The sequence below is a fragment of the Parapedobacter sp. SGR-10 genome (genome assembly GCF_011030405.1).
Classification (GTDB): Bacteria; Bacteroidota; Bacteroidia; order Sphingobacteriales; family Sphingobacteriaceae; genus Sphingobacterium.
Map to the genome: position 1 here is coordinate 48,871 of NZ_JAAJTJ010000015.1, position 15,854 is coordinate 64,724.

Consider the following 15,854-nt stretch of genomic DNA (forward strand, 5'->3'; position numbering starts at 1 on the left):
ATATATCGCCCGATATTGCATTATTAATGCATATGTTTATGATTTGACTTTAATGGTCATATGAAATATTCATCTGTGTTTGTCTTTTTAGAAACATGAATATTTCATAAAATCATCTTTATTCTTTAATTTCGCATTCAAATATTCATCCGCTTTATGGCAGTATTAGAACAAGGCTCTCCTCGAAAAAAAACCAAATCGGTATATGTTTCTACCGTGATCAGTATTGCATTGGTCTTATTGATGACGGGACTTTTGGGATTGATCCTGGTACATGCCAAAAATCTGTCTAAATATGTCAAAGAGAACATTGTACTCAATGTGATTGTCAATGACAACGTAAACGAAGGAGATGTGCTCTCCTTGCAAAAAGACATCGAAAAAGACAGCTATGTACTTCGAACGGAATATGTCAGCAAGGAATTGGCCGCCAAAAATCTCAAAGAGGATCTAGGCGAGGACTTTGTGGAGTATCTGGGGCACAACCCCCTACTCCCTTCTATAGACATCTATCTGAAAGAGCAATATGCCAACAGCGACAGCATACAACCCTTTATCAACAAGTTGGAAAAGAACAGCCGCGTAAAAGAAGTTGTCTATCAGGAATCGCTGATCGATATGGTCAACAACAACATCCGTATCATATCCATGATTGTGCTGGCATTTGCCGTGATTTTGATGGTCATTGCCGTAGCACTGATCAACAATACCATTCGACTAGCCATATATTCTCAACGCTTTCTGATCAAAAGTATGCAATTGATCGGTGCGACAAAGAGTTTTATTCGTAAGCCTTATATTCTATACGGCATTATACATGGTCTCATTGGCGCATTGATTGCTATTTTGCTTTTGATATTCGCCTTACAGTTTGCGCAAAAGCAGGTGCCCGAACTCATTTTCCTCCGCAATTGGTATGAGTTTGGTGCTATATTTATTATCGTCGTCATATTGGGTATACTCATTTCAGGGTTGAGCACTTATTTTGCCGTCACCAAATATTTGAAAGCAAAATCCCACAGTTTATACAGGTAATCAGTGGAGAGAGAACAATTATATTCACTGTCAACTGTCAACTAAACAAAAAGAAAATGTCACAGAAAAAAACATCTACTAACGACAACAACAAAGCCGGATTTGTATTCCAAAAGATCAATTATATCTTATTCTTGATCAGCATCCTTATTGTTTTCATTGGTTTTCTTCTTATGATGGGCAAAGAGGACATATACAGCTTTACTAAAATCACGTTAGCCCCTTTAGTTATTGTCATTGGTTTTGCCGTCGGCTTCGTTGCTATTTTATACAAACCTAAGAACAACAAGGAAATCCAATAATAATGAGTTATTTTGAGGCCATTATTTTGGCTATTATAGAGGGATTGACCGAGTTTTTACCGGTCTCTTCCACAGGACACATGATTATCGGAACCGCATTGATGGGGATGGAGCCTTCCGATTTCGTCAAATTGTTTACCATCGTCATTCAACTGGGCACTATCCTATCCGTGCTCTTCTTGTACTGGAGACGCTTTTTCAAATCCCTTGATTTCTACTATAAGCTCATCGTAGCAGCTATTCCGGCATCTATACTTGGGTTACTATTGAACGATGTCATCGATTCACTATTAGAAAGCCCGATGATGGTAGCCATCATGCTGGTCATTGGGGGTGTGATCCTATTGTTTGTTGACAAATGGTTCAATCGTCCAACAACAGACGACTCCGACGACATATCGTTCAAGCAGGCTTTCATTATCGGCTGTTACCAATGTTTGGCGTTGATCCCCGGTACATCCCGATCAGCCAGTACTATTGTCGGTGGTATGACCCAAAAATTGACTCGCAAGGCGGCAGCAGAGTTTTCTTTTTTCCTGGCCTTGCCGATGATGTTCGGGGCGTCTTTGGTCAAACTCCTTAAGTTTTTCAAGGAAGGCCACACTTTGACCGGAGAAGAAATCAATCTATTGATCGTCGGGAATATCGTCGGCCTTGTCGTTGCGATCATTGCGATCAAATCCTTTATTAGTGTACTGACCAAATACGGTTTCAAGGCTTTTGGTTGGTACAGGATTGTCGTTGGTTTGGTCATCATCATCCTGTTGCTGAGCGGTCACAATCTACAAGTCATCTAATGCATATTCCGAAAGATAAAAACAGTACTCCTTTATTCTCTTTTGCCGAAGGCGAGATCCTTTTGGTGGACAAGCCGCTGTCATGGACAAGTTTTGATGTGATCGGAAAACTCCGAAACACGATCAAACCCTTGAAAGTTAAGGTCGGACACGCAGGCACATTAGATCCTTTGGCGACAGGACTCTTGATTATATGTACAGGCAAACTCACCAAGAAAATAGACTTATATCAAGCCGAGGACAAAGAATACACAGGCATCATTACACTGGGAGCGACAACTCCCTCCTATGATCTGGAGACGGACATAGACCAAACATTTGATATTGGTGCGATTACCGAAGAGCAAATCTACGAAACCACAAAATCTTTCCTTGGAGAAATAGAGCAATTTCCGCCAGCGCATTCGGCTATACAGATCAATGGCGAACGTGCTTACGAAATAGCAAGACGAGGAGAAGAAGTGACACTAAAGTCCCGAAAGGTATTCATCCACGCGTTTGAAATCGAAAAGATTGAATTACCTTTGGTGTATTTTAGGATCAGATGCTCGAAAGGCACCTATATCCGATCGATAGCCCATGATTTTGGCAAAAGACTGCAAAATGGCGCCCATTTGTCTTCATTGCGCCGAACAATGAGTGGTGGGTTTCACGTTGACAATGCCTGGAATCTGGAAGAACTGATTGAGACAATCAGGGCACAAAAGACCAATTGGGTCATCTAAACAAGACATTTAGAAATGAAAATATATAGAAATCTTACTGAATTCGAACCATTGGAAAATGCGGTGGTCACGATAGGTACTTTTGACGGGGTACATATCGGTCATCAAAAAATATTGAAGAAACTAGTCGATTGCGCTAACGAGAAAAACGGTGAATCGGTACTGTTGACATTCTTTCCCCACCCTCGCCTCATCATCAATCCCGATGACGAAGACCTACGGTTGATCAACGATATCGAGGAAAAGACACATCGTCTGGCCTTATCCGGATTGGATCACTTGATCATTACCCCTTTTACGAGAGACTTCTCAAATCAAAGTCCGGAAGAATATATCCGCAATGTACTCGTGGACAAACTGGGGACCAAACGGATTATCATCGGCTATGACCACCATTTTGGCAAAGATCGCAAAGGAAGTATAAAAAATCTCACCGAGTTGGCTCATATCTTTGACTACGAGGTTTTAGAGATCCCCAAACAGGATATAGACGATGTAGCTGTCTCTTCGACACGGATACGTGAGGCCCTGATAAAAGGTGACATCGATACGGCCAACAAATATTTGGATTACCCTTTCGAATTGACCGGAACTATTGTTCGGGGGGATCAGATTGGACGTACCATAGGTTTCCCGACTGCCAATCTGCATGTACACGAAACCCATAAACTGATACCCGCATATGGTATCTATGCCGTCGAAGTCGAGATATATCCACATGTCCCCTCCATCGCCTCGGGTGAATATTTCGAACCTCAACCGACCAGTGTTGCTAAAGGTATGTGCTATATAGGTAACAGACCAACCATAGACGGCATGGCCCGAAAGATAGAAGTAAACTTGCTCGACTTCAAGGATGATCTTTATTCCAAGACTTTACGTCTTCGCTTCAAGCATTTTATACGACACGACGAACGTTTTGATTCTTTAGAAGAGCTACAAGCCCAGATAAAGAAAGATGAAGATGCTATTAGGGCGTATTTCAAGTAGGGGCAAATAATAATTTGCCCTTACTCTTCTATATATACATTTTTATTTTCCCCGAAAAATACATTAACTTAGCTGACTTTTGAACGTGAAACCGTATTCAGTATGGAAACAACATTTGATTTTGAAAAACCTATTGCAGATTTGCAAACACAGATAGAGAAAGTAAACCAGGTTGCCGAAAAAACCCATGTGGACATGAGTGCCACTGTAAAGGAACTGGAAAAAAAACTGGAACAAGCCAAAGTAGATGTCTATCAAAACCTAACCGGATGGCAAAAAGTACAAATGTCCAGACATCCGGACCGACCACAAACTTTTGACTACATCGAAATGATATGCGACGAGTTTGTCGAACTGCATGGAGACCGTACCGTCAGAGATGACAAAGCCATTGTAGGCGGCTTTGCATCGATAGGTGGACAATCTGTGATGGTCATCGGTCATCAAAAAGGAAAAAACACCAAAGAAAGGCAATTCCGGAATTTTGGTATGGCCAATCCCGAAGGCTATCGCAAAGCACTACGCCTCATGAAAATGGCCGAAAAATTTAACAAACCTATCATTACCCTAATCGATACAATGGGAGCCTACCCCGGTCTTGAGGCCGAAGAACGAGGACAAGGCGAAGCCATCGCGCGAAATCTTTTAGAAATGTCTGTCTTGACTGTACCGGTGATCTGTATAGTCATCGGTGAAGGAGCTTCGGGCGGAGCATTAGGTATCGGTGTAGGTGATCGTGTATACATGATGGAAAACACTTGGTATTCGGTCATCTCTCCTGAATCCTGCTCATCTATACTTTGGAGGAGTTGGGATCACAAAGAACGGGCAGCAGAAGCCTTAAAATTGACCGCAAACGACATGTTGGCAAATGGTCTTATTGACGGTATTATTCCAGAGCCTTTGGGCGGAGCACACCAGAACCCCGAAGTCGCAGCTCAAAATGTCAAAAGTCAAATCTTGCAAGACCTCTCCTTCCTCAAATCCAAGGATACACAGACCTTGGTTGCCGAACGTATAGACAAATTCAGTAAAATGGGTGTTGTGAACGAATAAAGACAAATGAAAAGAATTCTCTCTATAGATGGTGGCGGCATCCGAGGTATCATCCCCGGTATGGTCGTAGCCGCTCTGGAAGATAAGCTGAAAGAACACAGCAATAACCCAAACGCACATATATCAGACTATTTCGATTTTTTTTCGGGGACGAGTACAGGTGGTATTCTGACCTCTCTCCTGCTTTTCCCCTCCGAAGAAGACCCTGGACGGCCCAAATTCAGTGCGCGCGAGGCTTTAAGCATTTATCTGGAACATGGAGAAAGTATCTTTTCTACCCGCAATTGGCGAAGGTTCTTGAGCAAGTTTGGCTTGTTGAGTGAGATATACGATGAAGAAGTACTGGAAAAAATACTATTGGATTATTTTGGTGACGCCAAGCTCAGTCAACTCATCAAGCCCTGTATCATCACGGCATACAATATCGAACTCCGTAAAAACCATCTGTTCAGGCAACAAAAAGCGATCTCCCACGGCGATTCCCGCGATTTCTATCTACGGGATGTATGTCGGGCTACGTCTGCCGCTCCGACTTTCTTTTCGGTCGCCGAGATTTTTTCCCTGGCAAATACCAGATACGTATTGGTCGACGGAGGTCTATTTGCTCACAATCCGAGTATAGCTGCATTATTGGAAGTATTGAAGACATTCAATACGTTCAACATCAGTGATGTCCACATCTTATCCTTAGGTACAGGCATCACAAAGAATGCCTACAATTACGAAGATTTCAAGAAAAAATGGGCTATTTCTATAGGCCCCGCCTTGGTAGATATCATGACGGCAAGCTCTTCCGAAAGCAACGACTATTTTTTAAGACAGCTATTCCGGTCGGTCAACCGACTTGGCAACTATATCCGTATAGAGCCCCATAACCTTTCTTCCATCAACCCGGCCATGGACGCTGCCAACAAATCAAACATTCAAAAGATAGTCGCACTGGCGGATAAACTGATCAGTGATAATGAACAAATCATCGATCAACTGGCTCACGATCTCATCCGTGATCGGCATGAAGTCGAGAAACGAAAAAAGTCTGTCTGGAATCTTTTGGGAAAATAAAAAAGAAAGGGAGTTTAAAAAAAACTCCCTTTCTTTTTGCTTTACTCATGCTTCATATCCAACTCATCGACATAGCTTTCATTCGGCACGTAGTCGGCGACCATCTCCGCCTCGTAATCTATTTTTCTACTCTTACCAAATCGGCGTTGTAGACTATCGAATATAGAATACACGACCGGTACGACGACCAATGTCAAAAACATGGACGACAATAGACCACCGATGATAACAATAGCCAACCCTCTATTCGTATCCGCAATACCTCCTGTTGCCATCGCAATCGGAATCATACCAAATACCATTGCAATCGTCGTCATGAGAATAGGACGCAGACGGGCATGGTTAGCAGCGACCAGTGCATCGTGTGTATTGGCCCCCGAATCTTTCTTATGATTGGCAAAGTCTACCAACAATATCGCATTCTTCGCCACCAAACCAATCAACATAATGATTCCCAAAATGGTAAAGATATTCAATGTCTGATTGGTCAATGCCAGCCCCAATAATGCTCCAATAAAAGACAATGGAATGGAGAACAAGACCACGAAAGGTGTGATAAAGTTGTCATACAGTGCTACCATAACCAAGTAAACCAACACAATAGAAGCTAACAGAGCTATACCCAAGGTACCAAAACCTTCTTCCTGATTTTCCATATTTCCACCCCACAAGGTGGCTACCCCTGTTTTCTTGGGCAATTTGTCAAACTCCACTTGCCACTCTTGCGCGACCGTACCGGCAGGACGACCTATTACGGTTGCCTTGACCGACACCGAAGGTGTCTTGTCACGACGCTCCAACAAAGTAGGTCCTGATCCATAGGTCACTTCAGCAAACTGTTGCAGTGTGATAGCGGTTCCTTTATCATTGATAAATTTCAAGTTGCGCACATCATCGATACTCGCTCTTCCTTTATCGTCAAATTGTATGTTGATATCGTACTCATTTTCACCCGCCCGGAACTTGTTGTCCGTGTTGCCCGAGAAAGCGACCTGCATCGTTCCACCTACAGTAGCCACATTGAGCCCCAGCGAAGTCATTTTCTCACGATCTACTTTCACGTTGATTTCGGGGTTTCCATCTTCCGAGGACAATTTGACCTGCGAAGCACCTGGAATATCTTGCAAGATTTCCGCAGCTTGGTTAGCAAATTCCAATGCATCTTCCATCGTCGTACCGATCACGGTCAGGTGAATCGGAGCCTGCTCTGCTCCCATCAATCCCATATTGACCGTACGCACCTTAGCGCCTACCAATTCATTTTCAAGTTCACGTTTTAGCTCCGCAGAATATACTTTGGAGTTCAGTACACCTTGATATTCATCTTTTAAGACAACGTGGATCTCCGATTTATACCGATTTCCCGATATCGCACCGAATCCTCCATCGCTGGACTGTCCTACCGTCGTAATCATACGTCCGACTTCGGGCTTAGCTGAAATATAGTTTTCTGCACGTTGTGTCAATTGGTTTGTCACTTCCAAGGAAGCATCTTTTTCCAACTCAAACTGCATCATGAACTCCCCCCTATCGTTGGCCGGGAAAAAGTCTCCCCCGATAAAGCCCAAAATAGGTAATGACAAGGAAGCAAAAAACATAATTATCGCAACCAATAAAGTCAGCACCTTGTTCGTTCTACTACGCAAAGACCATTGTAGAATCCCCGAAATCCAATGGGTAAACTTAGAAAGTCCTCTTTCAAAACCTAAAACTATCCTTCCCACAAATGAAGACGAACTGATATGTTCGATCTTACCAAAACGGGAATACAACCAAGGCACAACCGTAAAGGAGACCAACAACGACAAACCTGTAGAGATGATGACTGTCACACAAAACTGTGCGAGGATATTGGCCACCAAACCGGTAGACATCGCTATAGGCAAGAATACAACGACGATAACCAATGTAATCGCCGTGACGGTAAACCCGATCTCCTTTGCTCCATCGTATGCCGCACGGATACGGCTCTTGCCCATCTCCATGTGCCGGTGGATATTCTCGATCACAACGATCGCATCATCCACCAGGATACCGACCACAAGCGATAATCCCAATAGAGACATCAGATTCAGCGTGTATCCCATGAATAGGAAACCGATAAAGGTAGCGATCAGCGACAATGGAATCGCCACCATCGTGATGGCCGCATTGCGCAGACTATGCAAGAAGAAAAGCATGATGAAACCCACCAATACCACGGCCAATGCCAAATCTTTCATAACGTGGTTGGCGGAGCTAAGCGTATATTCACTACTGTCATTGGCAATAATGACCTGTACACCTTCTTTTTCGTAGTCTTTTTCGATCCCTTTTACTACTTTTCCTTCTCGATCTTTCTCTGCAATAGCTTTTTGAACCAATTTGGATACCGCTACTGCATTCGCATCAGACTGTTTGTAGACCTGCATCAAGATGGTGTTTTTACGATCCAATCGCGCGATTTTCTCAATATCGACCACGCCATCCTGTATATCAGCTATATCCCGCAAGAATATGGTTATACCCTTTGGCGTTGTAATAGGCAGATTACGCAATTCGCCGATCGAATTGACCTTACCCGCCAGACGGATTGTATTTCTCTTTTCGCCGGATTGGACGCTTCCTGTAGGAAAATCCAGGTTGGATGCCGCTATGACCTGTTGCACCTGCATGATGGACAGACCATACCCTTCCAATTTTTCCGGATCTACTTTGACCTGGATCTCACGCTCCTCACCGCCGATCATATCTACCTTTGCCACACCATTGATACGGGCAAAGACAGGTTGTATTTTTTTGTCCAATAGGTCATACAAATCCTTTTCAGACAGATTGGAGGTAATAGCCAAACTCATAATCGGCATATCATCCAAAGAGAATTTGTTCAGAATAGGTGGGTCTACATCATCTGGCAATGTGTTGAGAATCGCATTGATCTTACGTTGCGCATCGGTCAACAAAAAGTTGACATCCGCCTCTTCGTTCAATGTAACCATCACAACGGACACATTTTCCAGTGAAGTCGATTCGATCTTCTTGACCATTTCGAGCGACGAAACCGCGTCCTCAATCTTCTTTGTTACCGTATTTTCTACCTCTGTGGGTGAAGCTCCCGGATAGATGGTCTGTATCATGATGACCTTGATGTCAAACTTGGGTATCAACTCATATCCGAGCCTCGTATAAGAAAATATACCGCCAAGAACCAATATGATAAACATCACAATGATCAAACTTGGCCTTTTTATCGAAATTTCAGAAATCTTCATTTTTTACTTTTTTAGCTGTAGGCAACAGGCTTTAGGCCATAGGCAATCAACCTATAGCTTACAGCCTAAAACTGAATTACTTAATAATAGTGATAGGTGTTTGATCAAAGACATTGATCTGGCCGGATATAATCACTTGGTCACCTTCTTTCAAACCACCCAAAATCTCCACATTATCACCAAAATTACGCCCAGAGACAACTTTAGCAGCTATCGCTTTGCCATCACGGGCGACAAACACTTTATTGTCACTCACACTACCTACAAAAGCAGCCCGGGGAGCTACCAATACGGTACCCGATTGGCTACCGAAGTTGGCTGTACCGTACATGCCGGCACGTAGCTCATTATTCGGATTGGCTACTTCGATTTCTACCGGAAAGTTCAGGCTTCCATCTGACTTGGGCGCAATAAACGTAATCTTACCGCTTAGCACTTTATCCGGCAATACGCTTACCGTCACTTGGACAGTCTGTCCTACTCGCAGTGCAGCAACATTTTTCTCATCCGCATTGACACGCAATTTCAAAGCGCTTATATTGACAATGTCAAATGCGGCTGTACCTGGGTTGACATATGTACCCGGTTCGATCATGCGTGAGTTGACAATCCCTGCAACAGATGTTTTGATAGTCACATCGCCAGCCATTAATTTGGCACTCTGCAAATTGTTCTTTGCATTTTCGAACTGTAGTTTGACCTGATCCAACTGTTGCTTGGTCACACCACCAGTTGCAAAAGCACTTTCAAAACGCTGTACATTGGCCTCAGCATCATTGTATACTGCCTGGGCATTGGCTACATTGACATTGACCTTATCACCTTCGACTATTGCCAACGTCTGTCCCGCAGATACTCTTGCTCCCTCGTCGACCAACACACGCACCACACGTCCTGCAGCTTGTGCCGACACAGTAACTTCTTGTTTAGGCTCAAATGTACCATTGGAAGTATAGGTCAAATCTACCTGCTCCGACTGTACAGAAGCCACACGTACAGCGACCTCCGCATTTGTGACGGCTGCCGCTTGGGTGACAGCTTCGTTTTTAGCCTTATTATTCCTTAAAATGTAAATTATACCTGCAAGTATTGCTCCGATAATGATTACACTGATGATTGCACGTTTCATATAATTGTTATGTTGTTGTTTGTTATTCGTTGATTAATGATTTAAGTTGTCCGTTTGCTTTGATCAATTGAACCTCTGCTATTTTATAATTCAGCAAGGATGTCGTTAGGTTGTTTTGAGCATCTGCGTAGGCTGTTTCAGCATCCAGAAGTTCAGTCAATGTAGCTAAACCATTTTTATAGTTATTTTCTGTATTTTCCAATACTTCTTTTGCCAATGTGACATTAGCTCGATTGGTATGGATGGTCAATAGAGAATTTTTGATTTGAGCTTTTGCATTTTCGTTACCGAGCTGAAGTCCCAGTTTAGTATCCATCAAATCTACCTCTGCCTGTTTTAGTTGAATGTTAGCTTGACTTATCCTCGACTTGGTAGCTCCACCGTTAAAAATAGGTATGGAAAGATTTAGCCCCAAACCCGAAAAACCCGACCATTTTACACCATCGTTTGCAGAAAATATCGGAAACACCGGCCCCATGCCTAGATATCCAAGATTTCCTGTAAAAGATAACCGCGGGAAATAATCGGCACGCATAGCTTGTTTGTTCAATTGGAGCAATTCGATCTGTTTTTCAAACAATTGGACTTCCGTACGGCCATTTAGATCTAATGGCTCTATTAGTGCCGAGCCTTCGTTTACGGCAAAAGTTTCTTTCGAAAGCTTTACTTCTCTGTCAATGGGCATTCCTATGGCAAATTTTAACGCATTCTCCTGTAGTTTTAATGCATTACTAACAATCTGTTTATTGGCTTCCAGATTATTCAATGCTACCGTAATCCTATCCAGATCAATCTTTTTTCCTAATCCGGCATCAACCAAACCTTTGATAACATTTCGGGTTTTCAATGTGTTGTTAAGATTTGTCTCTATGGTTTCTATCTGTAATCTTGTTTGATAAACCTCATAATATGAGTTGGCAACCTTCTCAATCAGTTGTTCATCACTCAATGCTTTGTTGACTTGATAAAACTCTTTTGTTGTCTTTGCAGCTTTCAAGCCTGTAAACAGGGACTGATTAAAAAGCTGCTGATCAACTTGCAAAGCGGCCTGAGATTGCCATTTTTGTCCCATCGCTACCATCACGGTCTCTCCAGGCATTCCTATGATCCCTCCTGGTAAAGCTACCTTTTGAAGCATGGGATTATATGTGAGACCACCGGATCCATTCACCTGTGGCAAAGCACCAGCTCTCACTTCATCAATCTGATATTGTGCATTTTCCAGTTCCAGTGCAGACTTCTTTGCTTCAGCCTTATTTTCCAATGCATATTTGATAGCCTGTTGAAGTGTCAGCACTTCCTGAGCCTTCACTACGGAGCCAGAAAACAGCCCGGCAACCAGTATAGCTATGATTCTACTTCTTTTCATTCTAATTTATTTCCTGTTTATTCTGTTTTCAAATATTAATTTTGTTGCTCTCTTTTGACTATCCAATATCTTTTCTACATTTTCTTGATTCGGAATACCCGTGATGATGTCGTGCACATTGTGCATGATACCGATGGCCTTGACGATTTCGATATAGACACTACAGGTTTCATCGACGTCCTCAATCAGAAGTTCTCCGCTTTCCACAGCCTTCAGAAGTAATGACTTTAGATGAACAAGCTCTTCGGCATGACACTCTTCCAGAAAATCGTTGATCTCCACCCCCTTGATCCATTCCAGATTTTCATTGATATGCAAAACGTAGTATTTCTTCAAATATGATGCCCGTAGTTCCAACAGAGAAAACATGACCTCCAAAAAGTTGTTGCGATACGAATGGATAATGCTTTTTTCCTCCTTTTGGATCTGCATGACAACATGACGGATCACATCCTTGATAAGGGCGAATTTGTCCGGATAATAGTAATAAAGATTGGCTTTGGTGATACCGAGATCGTCGGCGATCTCATTCATCGTCGTCTTGTTAAAACCATAATGTGCGAAACGTTTTAACGCTACCTCAACGATCTCCTCCTTACGTTTGTCCATTTTATCTTTTGACTTTTATTAAAAATTGTTCAAAAGTACAAAAAGGTTAAAACAAACATCGAGAAAAGATTGAAAAAAACAATTTTATGACAAAAATCATAAAATTTCCGTTGCCGTTCATCGCAATCGACTTCATCAAAGATCCCCCACGACATTAAAAAAAAACAGACATCTGTTGTGTTTACTTAAATTTTAGAGTTTGTAAAACAAGAACCAATTGCCTATCCCCAAGTCCATGAAACATCAGAAGCATTCTTCTTTTACGTTCGATTACACATTTATGCTACACGAATAGAATAATTTCTTTTTTTTATCAATTTTCTATAAGAAAAAGAACAATAAATCTATTTCTCGTAATATTTTGTTACAAAAATGTCTATTAAAATTTTACATTTGTCAATAGCAACAGATAAGTTTCAATAGATATGAAGCGAATTATTAATAAACCAATAATAAAATCTATAAAAAAGTAATGATCTTAGGAGTACTGAAAGAAACCAAAACAAATGAACGACGCGTTGCGCTCAGTCCGGAAATAGTCAAACTTCTTATCAAGAAAGAGTTTCGCGTTCAAATCGAAAGTGGTGCCGGACTCGGTTCCAATTTCTCGGACAATGATTATACACAAGCCGGTGCAAATATTGTCCCAAAATCAACAATATACCAAGCAGATGTCATTCTCAAGGTAAATGCGCCAACTATGGAAGAAGCTTCTGAATTTAAAAACGGGGCAATAAGCATTTCACTTTTGTATCCCTACACACAACCTAAATTGTTGGACATATTTAATAGCCGCCAAATAACCGCATTTGCGATGGACGCTGTACCGCGGATATCCCGTGCCCAAAAAATGGATGCATTAAGTTCACAGGCCAATCTAGCTGGATACAAGGCCGTGATCATGGGTGCTAATGTATTAGGAAAGATATTTCCTTTGATGATGACTGCAGCAGGTACGATTACACCGGCTAAAGTCCTTATTTTTGGAGCCGGTGTAGCCGGTCTGCAAGCGATTGCGACGGCAAAACGCCTGGGTGCAGTGGTCGAAGTCTCTGATGTACGTCCCGAAACAAAAGAACAGGTCGAATCGTTAGGAGGCCGATTCCTCGTCGTCGAGAGTACAGAAGAAGTCAAAATAGAAGGCGGATATGCAAAAGAAGTTTCGCAAGAGTTCTTGGCCAAACAGCAGCAACTGATCAAAGACAAGATCAAAGATGCTGACCTGGTCATCACAACTGCGTTGGTCATTGGCAAGAAATCACCTCTCCTCGTGACCGAGGAGATGGTCAAATCGATGAAGCCCGGATCGGTCATAGTCGATATGGCAGTCGAATCCGGCGGCAACTGTGCTTTGTCGGAATACAACAAAACTGTCGAAAAACATGGGGTCACCATTATCGGCGAATCCAATATCCCTTCCCTCTTACCGATCAATGCAAGCCAATTGTACGCAACCAATATCAGTACACTCTTGCTTCATCTGGCTACCAAAGACGGGTTCAAATGGGAGCTTGAAGAGGAAATAACAAAGGGAGCCTTAGTCACCCATCAAGGCGAGCTGGTACATGAACTTACAAAATCTATTTTGGGCAATTAGGGAATGAAAGATTTGAAAAAGAGGAAATTGACCATTCGACTAATCAACGATATAAACAATTAAGCTATTAAACGATTAAACAACAATTAACACTATAAGCTATGACTATTGACGCTTTTATCATTCTGCTTTATATATTAATATTGGCTAGCTATCTTGGCTTTGAATTGATCAACAAAATACCTCCTACCCTACATACACCACTCATGTCGGGATCGAATGCCATATCCGGCATTACGATAGTCGGAGCTATCATTGCCTGTAATGAACTAGGTTATGTATCTGTCAGTAAATGGCTCGGAATGGCTGCCCTTGTTCTAGCGACTATTAACGTTGTTGGTGGTTATGCCGTGACCGACAGGATGTTGAAAATGTTTAAGAAAAAATAAAGTACATCCGTTATGCCTTTTGCATAAATATATCATGGCTGTTGTTATGTTTTAACTGCAAAATGTCCAAACTGGTACTTGTTATCCATTAAAATTACTTTAAGAAAAAAATGAATATCATTATACAAATATCTTACCTAATCGCCTCTATACTCTTCATCATAGGTATCAAAATGCTAGGGCGTACCAAAACAGCGCGTCAAGGAAACGCTGTGTCTTCCGTGGGTATGTTTATTGCGATCTTAGCTACTGTTGTACAGGTGGAAGCTATTTCCTTGGTTGATATATTGATCTGTATTGTCATCGGTTCGGCCATAGGACTCGTAATCGCCTTTAAAGTACAAATGACCAAAATTCCCGAAATGGTCGCGTTGTTCAATGGTTTCGGAGGATTAGCATCTCTTGCTGTGGCCTTATCTGATTTTTGGTTAAACACACAAGAGAAAGGTATTGCCGTAGACTCCATTACCGGTATCAGCGTGGCATTGAGTATTCTCATCGGAGGGATTACGTTTACAGGTTCGATCATTGCCTTTTTGAAACTTAGCGGCAATATTTCCGGTCGTGCCATTGTCTTCACAGGTCAGCACCTCATCAATCTAATATTGTTGATTTCTGCTATTAGCATTACGGTATTTGCCTTGACAGACTTTTCTAACCCCACCTATATGGTCCTATTGGCTGTGGTGTCCTTGATCATCGGGGTGCTTGTGGTTATTCCTATCGGAGGAGCGGATATGCCCGTAGTGATCTCTTTATTGAATTCCTATTCGGGAATGGCTGCCTGTGCAACCGGTTTTGTACTCAATAACAATGTACTTATCGTATCCGGAGCGCTGGTGGGTGCATCAGGTATTATCCTTACCCAAATCATGTGTAAGGCCATGAATCGTTCACTGATGAATGTGCTTTTGGGTGGATTTGGACAGACCTCTGCTACAGGTGGAGAAGCCGCCGACGGCCCACAAATAGTCGTCAAAGAGGTAGGCGTAGAGGAAGCAGCCCAAATCTTTGACTCTATTTCTTCTTTGATTATTGTCCCCGGATACGGAATGGCTGTAGCACAGGCACAACATACCATCCGCGAGTTGAGCGAATTGTGTGAAAAGAAAGGAGTCAATGTTCGTTTTGCTATTCACCCTGTAGCGGGAAGGATGCCCGGACACATGAACGTACTATTGGCCGAAGCGAACATCTCCTATGACAAACTAATTGAAATGGACGAGATCAACGATGATTTTGCCAATACGGATCTGGTTTTTATCGTCGGAGCCAATGACGTCGTAAACCCTGCCGCAAAGACAAATCCCAATAGCCCAATTTTCGGAATGCCTGTACTCAATGTCGAAAAAGCACAAACCGTGATTGTCAGCAAAAGAAGCATGGGCAAAGGATATGCCGGTATCGAAAACGAGCTATTCGGCGCAGACAACTGTTTGATGCTGTTTGGCGACGCCAAACAAACCATTACAAAATTGGTCGGTGAGTTGAAAGAACTGTAAAAAAAGACCTCCGAAGTTTTGAAAACTTCGGAGGTCTTTCA

14 protein-coding genes are annotated in these 15,854 nt (G+C 42.4%); 10 read left to right on the forward strand and 4 right to left on the reverse strand.

Features of this window, described 5'->3' with window-relative positions:
- Positions 1-156: 156 nt before the first annotated feature.
- The 7 genes from G5B00_RS11610 to G5B00_RS11640 all read left to right on the forward strand — a co-directional run bounded on the left by G5B00_RS11610 (position 157) and on the right by G5B00_RS11640 (position 5,967).
- Complete coding sequence (locus G5B00_RS11610; RefSeq protein ID WP_163875292.1) at positions 157-1,035, forward strand: cell division protein FtsX; 879 nt, start codon at positions 157-159, stop codon at positions 1,033-1,035.
- Between the two features lie 56 nt (positions 1,036-1,091).
- Positions 1,092-1,337, forward strand: coding sequence for a DUF3098 domain-containing protein (locus G5B00_RS11615; RefSeq protein WP_163875295.1), 246 nt, complete (start codon positions 1,092-1,094; stop codon positions 1,335-1,337).
- Positions 1,338-1,339: 2 nt separating this feature from the next.
- Positions 1,340-2,134, forward strand: a complete 795-nt coding sequence (locus G5B00_RS11620) for an undecaprenyl-diphosphate phosphatase (protein ID WP_163875298.1) — start codon at positions 1,340-1,342, stop codon at positions 2,132-2,134.
- A complete protein-coding gene (truB, locus tag G5B00_RS11625) occupies positions 2,134-2,859 on the forward strand; it encodes a tRNA pseudouridine(55) synthase TruB (protein ID WP_163875301.1) in 726 nt (241 codons plus the stop codon). The genes G5B00_RS11620 and truB overlap by 1 nt, the downstream gene beginning before the upstream one ends.
- Positions 2,860-2,874: 15 nt before the next feature.
- Positions 2,875-3,849, forward strand: a complete 975-nt coding sequence (locus tag G5B00_RS11630; protein WP_163875303.1) for a bifunctional riboflavin kinase/FAD synthetase — start codon at positions 2,875-2,877, stop codon at positions 3,847-3,849.
- Between the two features lie 102 nt (positions 3,850-3,951).
- Positions 3,952-4,905 (forward strand): acetyl-CoA carboxylase carboxyltransferase subunit alpha, encoded by a 954-nt coding sequence (locus G5B00_RS11635; RefSeq protein ID WP_163875306.1) that lies wholly within the window; start codon positions 3,952-3,954, stop codon positions 4,903-4,905.
- Between the two features lie 6 nt (positions 4,906-4,911).
- Entirely contained in the window at positions 4,912-5,967 is a 1,056-nt protein-coding gene (locus G5B00_RS11640; protein WP_163875309.1) for a patatin-like phospholipase family protein, read from the forward strand.
- 41 nt (positions 5,968-6,008) lie between these two features.
- Here G5B00_RS11640 and G5B00_RS11645 read toward each other — a convergent pair whose 3' ends face one another.
- The 4 genes from G5B00_RS11645 to G5B00_RS11660 all read right to left on the reverse strand — a co-directional run bounded on the left by G5B00_RS11645 (position 6,009) and on the right by G5B00_RS11660 (position 12,325).
- Positions 6,009-9,218, reverse strand: coding sequence for an efflux RND transporter permease subunit (locus tag G5B00_RS11645; RefSeq protein ID WP_163875312.1), 3,210 nt, complete (start codon positions 9,216-9,218; stop codon positions 6,009-6,011).
- 76 nt (positions 9,219-9,294) lie between these two features.
- Positions 9,295-10,347 (reverse strand): efflux RND transporter periplasmic adaptor subunit, encoded by a 1,053-nt coding sequence (locus G5B00_RS11650; RefSeq protein ID WP_163875315.1) that lies wholly within the window; start codon positions 10,345-10,347, stop codon positions 9,295-9,297.
- A gap of 22 nt (positions 10,348-10,369) precedes the next feature.
- Complete coding sequence (locus G5B00_RS11655) at positions 10,370-11,716, reverse strand: TolC family protein (RefSeq protein ID WP_163875318.1); 1,347 nt, start codon at positions 11,714-11,716, stop codon at positions 10,370-10,372.
- Between the two features lie 6 nt (positions 11,717-11,722).
- Positions 11,723-12,325 carry a TetR/AcrR family transcriptional regulator gene (locus tag G5B00_RS11660; RefSeq protein WP_163875321.1) on the reverse strand — a complete coding sequence of 201 codons (603 nt, stop codon included), beginning with the start codon at positions 12,323-12,325 and terminating at the stop codon, positions 11,723-11,725.
- A 472-nt stretch (positions 12,326-12,797) separates the two neighbouring features.
- On the opposite strand from G5B00_RS11660, the gene G5B00_RS11665 reads away from it, so the two are divergent.
- The 3 genes from G5B00_RS11665 to G5B00_RS11675 all read left to right on the forward strand — a co-directional run bounded on the left by G5B00_RS11665 (position 12,798) and on the right by G5B00_RS11675 (position 15,813).
- Positions 12,798-13,922, forward strand: a complete 1,125-nt coding sequence (locus tag G5B00_RS11665; protein ID WP_163875324.1) for a Re/Si-specific NAD(P)(+) transhydrogenase subunit alpha — start codon at positions 12,798-12,800, stop codon at positions 13,920-13,922.
- Between the two features lie 101 nt (positions 13,923-14,023).
- Entirely contained in the window at positions 14,024-14,311 is a 288-nt protein-coding gene (locus G5B00_RS11670; RefSeq protein WP_163875327.1) for an NAD(P) transhydrogenase subunit alpha, read from the forward strand.
- A gap of 110 nt (positions 14,312-14,421) precedes the next feature.
- Positions 14,422-15,813 (forward strand): NAD(P)(+) transhydrogenase (Re/Si-specific) subunit beta, encoded by a 1,392-nt coding sequence (locus tag G5B00_RS11675; protein ID WP_163875330.1) that lies wholly within the window; start codon positions 14,422-14,424, stop codon positions 15,811-15,813.
- The last annotated feature ends 41 nt before the right edge of the window (positions 15,814-15,854 follow it).